General features: G+C 62.0%; 9 protein-coding genes. 5 read left to right on the top strand and 4 right to left on the bottom strand.

The genetic code is table 11. The annotated features are described in order from the left end of the window. The first annotated feature begins 26 nt into the window (after nucleotides 1-26). From QAT43_RS12915 to QAT43_RS12925, 3 genes are read left to right on the top strand one after another with little or no spacing between them, the layout of a single operon-like run. Nucleotides 27-164 (top strand): aminomethyltransferase beta-barrel domain-containing protein, encoded by a 138-nt coding sequence (locus QAT43_RS12915; protein ID WP_442900265.1) that lies wholly within the window; start codon nucleotides 27-29, stop codon nucleotides 162-164. Then, complete coding sequence (gene mtaB / locus QAT43_RS12920; RefSeq protein WP_305043493.1) at nucleotides 161-1,456, top strand: tRNA (N(6)-L-threonylcarbamoyladenosine(37)-C(2))-methylthiotransferase MtaB; 1,296 nt, start codon at nucleotides 161-163, stop codon at nucleotides 1,454-1,456. The genes QAT43_RS12915 and mtaB overlap by 4 nt, the downstream gene beginning before the upstream one ends. Nucleotides 1,457-1,462: 6 nt before the next feature. Further along, a complete protein-coding gene (locus QAT43_RS12925) occupies nucleotides 1,463-2,368 on the top strand; it encodes an RluA family pseudouridine synthase (protein WP_305043494.1) in 906 nt (301 codons plus the stop codon). A gap of 2 nt (nucleotides 2,369-2,370) precedes the next feature. On the opposite strand, the gene QAT43_RS12930 is transcribed toward QAT43_RS12925, so the two are convergent. Then, nucleotides 2,371-3,237: a class I SAM-dependent methyltransferase gene (locus tag QAT43_RS12930; RefSeq protein ID WP_305043495.1), complete on the bottom strand. Its 867-nt coding sequence runs from the start codon at nucleotides 3,235-3,237 to the stop codon at nucleotides 2,371-2,373. Then, nucleotides 3,227-3,460, bottom strand: a complete 234-nt coding sequence (locus QAT43_RS12935; protein WP_305043496.1) for a hypothetical protein — start codon at nucleotides 3,458-3,460, stop codon at nucleotides 3,227-3,229. Before QAT43_RS12935 ends, QAT43_RS12930 begins: the two co-directional genes overlap by 11 nt. Before the next feature lie 321 nt (nucleotides 3,461-3,781). Here QAT43_RS12935 and QAT43_RS12940 point away from each other — a divergent pair, with 321 nt between their 5' ends. Next, nucleotides 3,782-4,552: a LamG-like jellyroll fold domain-containing protein gene (locus QAT43_RS12940; protein ID WP_305043497.1), complete on the top strand. Its 771-nt coding sequence runs from the start codon at nucleotides 3,782-3,784 to the stop codon at nucleotides 4,550-4,552. A 124-nt stretch (nucleotides 4,553-4,676) separates the two neighbouring features. On the opposite strand, the gene QAT43_RS12945 is transcribed toward QAT43_RS12940, so the two are convergent. Beyond that, nucleotides 4,677-5,135, bottom strand: a complete 459-nt coding sequence (locus tag QAT43_RS12945; RefSeq protein ID WP_305043498.1) for a hypothetical protein — start codon at nucleotides 5,133-5,135, stop codon at nucleotides 4,677-4,679. A 244-nt stretch (nucleotides 5,136-5,379) separates the two neighbouring features. Between QAT43_RS12945 and QAT43_RS12950 the strand changes: the two genes are divergently transcribed. Further along, a complete protein-coding gene (locus QAT43_RS12950; protein ID WP_305043499.1) occupies nucleotides 5,380-5,550 on the top strand; it encodes a DUF362 domain-containing protein in 171 nt (56 codons plus the stop codon). Nucleotides 5,551-5,691: 141 nt separating this feature from the next. Here the strand turns inward: QAT43_RS12950 and QAT43_RS12955 are convergent. Further along, nucleotides 5,692-7,974, bottom strand: a 2,283-nt coding sequence (locus QAT43_RS12955; RefSeq protein WP_305043500.1) for a S8 family serine peptidase, incomplete at its 5' end; no start/stop codon positions are given.

The following is a 7,974-nucleotide window of genomic DNA, read 5'->3' on the forward strand; positions in this document are numbered from 1 at the left end:
GCCGCATCCGCTATCGTCATGAGGAGGTGCCCGCCACCATCAGCGCCTTGCCCGACGGCCGCGCCGAGGTGCGCTTCGACGCCCCGCAAATGGGCGTGACGCCCGGTCAGGCGGCGGTGTTCTATGAGGGGGACCGGGTTCTGGGAGGAGGTTGGATCGCTTGAAGACGACGGTTAGTGTGACCACCCTGGGCTGCAAGACCAACCAGTACGAATCCGCCGCCATGGAAGAGCGCCTGCTGGGCGCCGGCTATGAACTTCTGCCTTTCGAGGAGGGCGCGGATCTGGTCATTGTCAACACCTGCACCGTGACCGCCGCCACCGACCGCCAGTCACGCAATCTCATCCGCCGCGCCCGGCGCCTCAACCCCGCCGCGCGCGTGGTGGTGACGGGCTGCTATGCCCAGGTGGCGCCCGACAAACTGGTTAATTTACCCGGCGTCGCCCTGGTCATCGGCAACGCCGAGAAAAAGGAGTTTCTCGACCTCTTGCAGGACGTGGCCGAAACGCCCCAGGTCAAGGTCTCGGACATCGGTCGCGCGCGCGAGGCGGTGCCTTTGCGCCTGTCGCGCTTTTCCGAGCGCAGCCGCGCCTTTGTGCAGATCCAGAACGGCTGCGATGCCTTCTGCAGCTACTGCATCATTCCCCATGCCCGCGGCCGCAGCCGTTCCCTGCCGCCCGACGAGGCCCTGGCGCAGGTGCGGCAACTGGTGGAGGCCGGCTATCCGGAAATCGTCCTCACCGGCATTCACATCGGCGGCTACGGCGCCGATCTCTCCCCGGCCTGCTCCCTGCGCGAGTTGGTGGCCCGCATCGAGGACGAAACGCCGGTGCGGCGCCTGCGCCTGGGCTCCATCGAGCCGACGGAGATTCCCGCCGCCCTGGTGAATCTGATGGCCGAATCCCCGGTGATCTGCCCCCACTTCCATATTCCCCTGCAATCCGGCGACGATCAGGTTCTCCAGCGCATGAACCGGATTTACGACACGGTATTTTTCCGGCGCATGATCGAGGGCATTCACAACCGTTTGCCCGAGGCGGCCATCGGTTTGGATGTGATCGTCGGCTTCCCCGGCGAAACGGAGCAGCAATTCGCCAGCACCCTGCGCTTCATCGAGAGTCTCCCCGCGACCCATCTGCACGTCTTTCCCTTCAGCAAGCGTCCCGGCACCCCCGCCGCGACCATGCCCGATCAGGTGCCGGGGGAGATCATCAAGGAACGCGCGGCCCGGGTTCGCGCCCTGGGCGAAGACAAAACCCAGGCCTATGCCCGGCGCTTCATCGGGCACGAACTGGAGGTGGTGGTGGAAGGCGGCATCAGCGCCGGGGTGCGCAAGGGATTGACGCGCAACTACCTGCAGGTGTTCTTCCCCGGCTCCGCGGACCTGGTGGGTCGGGCCGTGGTGGTGAAAATCACCGATCTGAGCCCGCGCGGGCTTGAGGGGATGGTCGGGTAAGGTGCCATGACCGAGCAGGCGGCTCGACCCTTGCCCCATCGCCTCAGCGTTGCCGCGAGTGCCGCCGGCGAACGCCTCGACCTGTTTCTCGCGCGCAGCATCGCCGGAACCTCGCGAAAAAAGGTCAAGCAGGCCTTGGATGAAGGCCGGGTGCGGGTCGATGGCCAGGTGAGGCGCCGTGCCGGCCATCTGCTGCGCGGCGGGGAGAAAATCCTGGCGCTGGTCGCGGTCGATGAGCCCCAAGCGCTGCCGCGTCTCGCCGTTCTCTACCAGGATGACTGGCTGCTGGCGGTCAACAAGCCCGCCGGCCTACCTTCCCATCGCACCAGCGGTGGCGGTCCCAATGCCCAGGATCTGGCCGCGGCGGTGCTCGGACGTCACGACAATCCCCCGATTCTGCTGCACCGTCTCGATCAGGACACCAGCGGCGTGCTTCTTCTGGCGCTCACCGCCGAGGCCAACCGCGAGCTGGCCCGTCAGTTCAGTGCCCGCGAAGTGGAAAAGTTCTACCTTGCCCTGGTGGCCGGCCATCCCCCGGCGACCTTCGCCGTCTCCAACCATCTCAAGGCCAAAAGTCGCGGCCGCACCATCGCCGTGCGCAGCGGCGGACTGGCCGCGCAAACCAGCTTCAGCACCCGTGAGAGGGGCGATAATTTTGCCCTTGTCGAAGCTCGCCCCCGCACCGGTCGCACCCACCAGATTCGCGCCCACCTGGCTGGCGAAGGCTATCCCCTGCTTGGCGACGTGCTCTATGGCGGCCCCGCCTTTGTGGAGATCGGCGGGCGGTGCGTCGCCGTCGCCCGCCACCTCCTGCACGCCTGGAAACTCAATGTCAGGCATCCCGTCAGCGGTTTGGAGTTGGCCTTGGAAGCGCCCATTCCCCTGGATTTCAAGTTGTTTCTCTCTGAGTAGTTTCAGCCTGCAACCGGCTTGCGCGCCACCAGGATGATTTTGCTTCTGGGTCGCAGCAGCGGCGGGCGCAGGCCCAGCAGCTCATCGTAACCGGCCCCCTGGGTGAGGATTTGAAAACCGGCCTGCGCGACCAAGCGCGTTAATTGTCGGGGGGTGAAGATCTGCTTGTGCCCGTAGGGCAAGGCGGAATAGTAGCTGGACAGAAACAGCGGCACGCGGCCGCCGCTCAGGCGAGCGGCGACTAGGCTGAGGCGGTAGGGCAGGACCGTGCGCGAGGGGGTGTCGATCAGCAGGGCGCCCCCGGGCTTGAGCAGTTGGAAGGCGCAGCTAAGGGTTTCGGCGGGAAAGTTGACGTGCTCGATGACATCCCAGAGGGTGATGACATCGAAATATTCGCTGTATTTCTCCCGCCATTGCGGCGCCTCGATGGTTTGCTCCTCCAGGTGCAGATCGAATTCACGCCGGGCGAACAGCCGGCGCAGGCGGCTTGGCTCGATGCCGGTGCCGTTGGCCTTGGCGGCGCGCAAGAGCAGGAGAAACTGCCCGACGCCCGCCCCGATATCCAGGCACTGAGCGCCGGGCAGGCGGCAATATTTTTCCACCAGGCGCAGGCGCCAGGGAAGTTCGCCCTCGCCGGTGCCCAGGCGTTCGGAAATGTATTTCCAGGATTTCTCGTCCAACTCCCGGGGCTGCTCCTCGTTGCCCGAAGGCAGGGGATCGAGGTGGTCGAGGAAATGAAAATCGCAGTGCCGGCAGACCTGAAGGGTTCCCCCTGTCAGGCGGCAGAAGGGCTCCGCGGCCTGCTGCCCGCACAGCTTGCAGCGCCGGAAATCGTAGCCTTGAGGATCTTGCCGTGCTTCACTTTGCATTTTTTCGCCAGGGACGCTCAAGGCCGAATTTGATGCCGAGCACCATGGCGGGCAGGCTGTGAAAGAACAGGTCGAAAATATCCAGGGGGCGAGAGAGGCTGCCCTCCCTGAGCATGCGCAGCTTTTCCATGAGATGGGGTTCGGGAACAAAGGGCGAGAGTCCCAGCAGGAGGGTCAGCAGGATGAGCACCGGATAGCTGATTTTGGCAAGGAAGGGTCGCATGGTCGTCTCTTTGTGTGGATAAAGTAAAGAAATGCGAAAAATGTGCGCGACTGCTTTTGTTATGTCAATATTTTCGACATTTTCGATGATTTGTCGGTTTCGTTGTGTCAGCGATTAAGGCATTGTTTTCTAAACGCTTTTGTCTTTTATTGGCTGTTTTGTTGTGGCGTGTTTTGTCGAAAATCTTTACAGTGAATGTTTTGAGTATTTTGAAAAAGTTATAAAATTCAATGCCTTGTTGGATGGTTTGGTTTTTGCATGAAAAAATTCGGCGATAACGATATCTTAATTTTTTGTTTATTTCAAACAAGGAGCGGACCCATGCAAAAATCCTTTTTAACGCTGGCGGTGCTGGCGTTTATTGCTTTTTTCAGCGCTTCGTCGAGCCATGCCGTTCTCATCGCTCATTATACCTTCGACAATTTTACCTTGGCTGACACGAGCGGTTTCTCAACGAGCTACGACCTCTCTGCGGTAGGCGGTACGCCGGACCTGTCGAAACAAGCCTACTTTTCAGATGGCTTGTCGGCCAATTACCTTCAGGTCTCGGGCCCCGGCGGCATGCCGGACTGGACCCTGTCTCTGTGGGTCAACACGGCCGTGCTTGATCAGGGAACCTTTAAGGCGCTGTTCAGCAACAATACCTCTTCAACGGCTGATTTTTCCTGGCAGATCGACAGCCATAACGGCTCTTATCGCTTCGTTTCTCGTACGACAACTGACAATCCGGTGCTAACCATAGGAGCTCCGACTCTTGATGTCTGGCAAAACATTGTCGTACAGAAATTTAATGCAAGCAACGTGCGCTTATATTTCAATGGCGATTTGGTGAATACGGCTGCCTTCAATCCCGGTGGTTTGCAGAACTTCCGCCTCGGTATTAATCGAAATTCCAATCAGTCCTTTTTGGGCTATCTCGACAATATCCAGATCTGGAATGACAGCCAGCAAAATGCCGCTGACATTTTCCGCGCGGGTGCTGGTATTAACGGTGTTGGGGCCTCGGTTGATCCCATTCCAGAGCCTTCGACCCTGATTCTTCTCGGGGGGGGGCTGGTCGCTGTCGCGGCGTTTCGTCGCCGAAAAAATTGAGTCACCAAGCCTCATTTTCCGTATTGACCAATCAATAAGGCCGCGAGCATTTCTGTTCGCGGCCTTATTGATTGGAGCGGACGGCTATTGGCTTCAACGCTTGCGTGCTCTAGGGCAAGAAAAACTATTGTGGACCGTCCGCGAGGAAGGGCTCCAGCAGCCTCAGATGCGCTTCCTCGTAACGGGCAAAGCGGCTGAACATGGTTTTCAGGCGCTCTTCGGGGAAATGCGCGACGGCAAAGAGGTGCATGCGCCGGAAATCCTGTTCCAGATCCATGGCGACGCCCACTGCATCCGCTTGTGACTTGGGATGCTCGCGGACGTCAGCCAAAATGGCTTTGGCCCGTTGCAAGAGGTCAAGGGCCAGATTGTTCGCTTCGGGGATTTCGACGCAGGGGGAAAATCTGTCGTCGGGGATCTCAAGGGCGCATTCAATCTGCACCGCATGATCTTCCTCGTCGAGAGCCAGTTCGCCGAAGACCCCTCTGATTTCGGGAGGCAATCCTTCCATTGTCGCCAGCAGACGGTAGATTTTAGCTATCGTCCTCTCCACCTCGCAACACTGCGTCATCAGGTTTCTCATGGCATCCGTCCCTGGCGGAAACATTTCCGGTCCATCAAGAATACGGCAACAAATCCAGGCTATTAGACTCGCATAAAAGAGCCGTGTGTACAAGTGGGCATTGCGTGCTCCGTGGTGACACTGATTTGCTATGGGATGCACCTAGAGATGAATGAGGGGCAGCGATTGCATTCGAAAAAAATGGCGCTATAGTGAGCCCGGTGGCCTTGTGCCCATCACACCAACCAAGCATGGAGGAGAGGTTATGGGAACGCATTACATTACCGAAGACTGCACAACCTGTGGAGCCTGCGAATCGGCTTGCCCGGTGGAAGCCATCAGCCCCGGCGACCCCATGTATGTCATCGACAAGCAAGCCTGCACGGATTGCGGAGCCTGCGATGACGTCTGCCCGGTGGAGGCCATCAAGCATTAGTCCGCTAAAAAGTTAATCAACAGATCGAGCGGCCCGCCCTGTGACGGGCCGCGTATTTTTTCATTACCTTCAACCACCCCCTGCCGCGCCCGACCGGGATGCGGCGCGGGGTGGTTTTTTCAAAACCCTCAACGCCGGTTTTTAGGAACGAGTCCGGCGAATGCCATACCCCGCCGAAATTTCGCCGTCGCCACGCCGCTGGGCGAGGTGCAAGTCCCCCTCGGCAGGTCCGGTGACCGCGACCAGCAAGGGCACGTACTGGTTGCCGGCCAGACGCAAGGGGACTTCGATGCGGCCATGCAATCCCACCAGTTCCACCGCCTCCAGATTCTGATGCTTGATGAAATTGACCTTCGCGGGTTCGCCGGGGCGACTGCCGCAGGTGAGGATCCTTGATCCGGGCGCCGCTTCGATGACCGTCTCGCAGGGCCCGCAGACGATTCTCAGGCGGGTGTGCTGTTCGATGATCACCGCGCACGGATCATCTTTTTTGTCCCGCGGCGCCGGAACCAGTTGCTCGGCCACGGCCTGGCGGATGCCCGCCGTCAGTTGTTTCATGGCCCGCGCGTCGGCCAGGTGCAGACGGATGGAGGTGGCGCCGCGCAGCAGGCCGGCGTCGAGGATCAGGGTCGCCACGCCGAAGACACTGCGCGTGCCGGCGATCATGCCCACGAAGAGGTCGGCATCCGCGTCGCCGGCGTCGACGATGCTGATGTTGCGCTGAGCGATGTTGTTGTTGCCCTGCACCGGCACCGCGAGCCCGCCGACAGGCGCGGGGCCGTCGTGGGGCGAGGCTTCCACCAGCAGGCAGGGATGCCAGTGAACGGTGGCTCCGCCGACCATCACCGTGGCCGGGGGAATCAACGCCTGGGGCCAGGTGAACTTGACGATCTGATCGGCGCCGACGCCGAGATTGTCGATGCGCGCTTCACCGATCAGGTAGGTGCCCGGCACCAGGGGATTGGGAACCGGCGCGCCGACATTGTTCGAGGGTTGGAAATCGGCCGGGTAGACGAACTCCAGGCCGGCCCAATGGGTCAGCATGGCCCGGACATAGACGGTTGTCGCCACCGCCGTGCCGCGGTTGCGCACCCGACAGAACACTGCATTGTTTTGCCCGCGCCGCGCATTCTGATGGGGCGGCGGATCGCTCCAGGCCAGGGCCGGAATGGGTGTCGCGGCATCCTGGCGCACCCAGATGTCCGGGCTCGCCCACCAGTTGCCGGCGGAGGGCACGGTACCCGTGTCGGCGAGATTCTCGCGCACGTGGACGTCCGCCAGGGGCAGGGTTCCGTCCAGGGCCAGGCCCACGGCGGCCTGCACGTCAAGGCGCCCGGCGCCGTACCAGCGGCTGTAATCGATCAGTCCATCGCCGTCGAGATCCTGCCATTGCCCGATGGCGTTGGCCTGGCCTGCGTCGATGCGCGCGCAGGATTGGCGCAGAATGTCGCGCACTTGCACCCAGTTCAAGGTGGGGCGCGCCGAAAGGATGAGGGCCACGGCACCCGCTACGGTCGGGGTGGAATGACTGGTGCCGCCGAAGGAGACGGCGTAGTCGTTACAGGTGGCAGGGCCCGGGCAGCCGTCCACGTTGCCCGTGCCGACCCGCACCGCCGACAGGATCGGGTCGATGAGATTGCCCGCGCCGTTGTAGGCGGTGTGCGAGGGCGAAACCAGGTCGGGCTTGCGCAGGGCGGTGGCGCCGAAGGGGCTGAACAGGGCGCGCCGGTCGACGGCCGTGGCGATATTGTTCACGTTGCCGTTGGGGTCGGCATGAAAAGACACGGGAATGGGATTGGTGGGGTTGACGTTGATGCTTGAACCCACCGCGATGGTTTTCTGGTAGGTCGGCCAGGCGCGAAACAGTGCTCCCGCGGCGTTGGTGAAATCGAGATAGCCGGTGTTGCCCAGGGAAAAGCACAGCACGCAGCCGCGGCCGCCGCGCCCGTAGGTGGTGAGGAAATCAAAGCAGTCGCGGATGGTGTTGGAAAGGGCCAGGCCGTTGGACCCCCAGGAACTCGAAATCACATCGGCGGCGCGGGCCGGAGGCGCGGCCGGAAAGCCCGCCGCCGTGGAGCCGTTGAGGAAGCCGCCGACCCACAGGTAGATATCGGCCATGAGCACCGTGTTGGCGGCGCCGCCGATGCGCGCGCCGATGAGGTGGCAGTTGGGCGCGACGCCCGGCATGCCGCGATTGTCATCGAAGGCGGCGGTGGCCGAGGCGGCGCACTGGGTGCCGTGGTTGCCGCCCAGACCGGCCGCGGTCTGCGCGACGATGGGCGCGACCGCGAAGTTCATGGACGTCACCAACTTGCTGGTGCCGTCGGTCAGATTGGCCGTCAGATCCGGGTGGTTGGGGGCCACCCCGTCGAGATCGATGACGCCGATGGTGATGTCGGGCGACCCGCCGCGCAGGGCGACGGC

The sequence above is a fragment of the Geoalkalibacter sp. genome, assembly GCF_030604225.1.
Taxonomy (GTDB): Bacteria; Desulfobacterota; Desulfuromonadia; order Desulfuromonadales; family Geoalkalibacteraceae; genus Geoalkalibacter.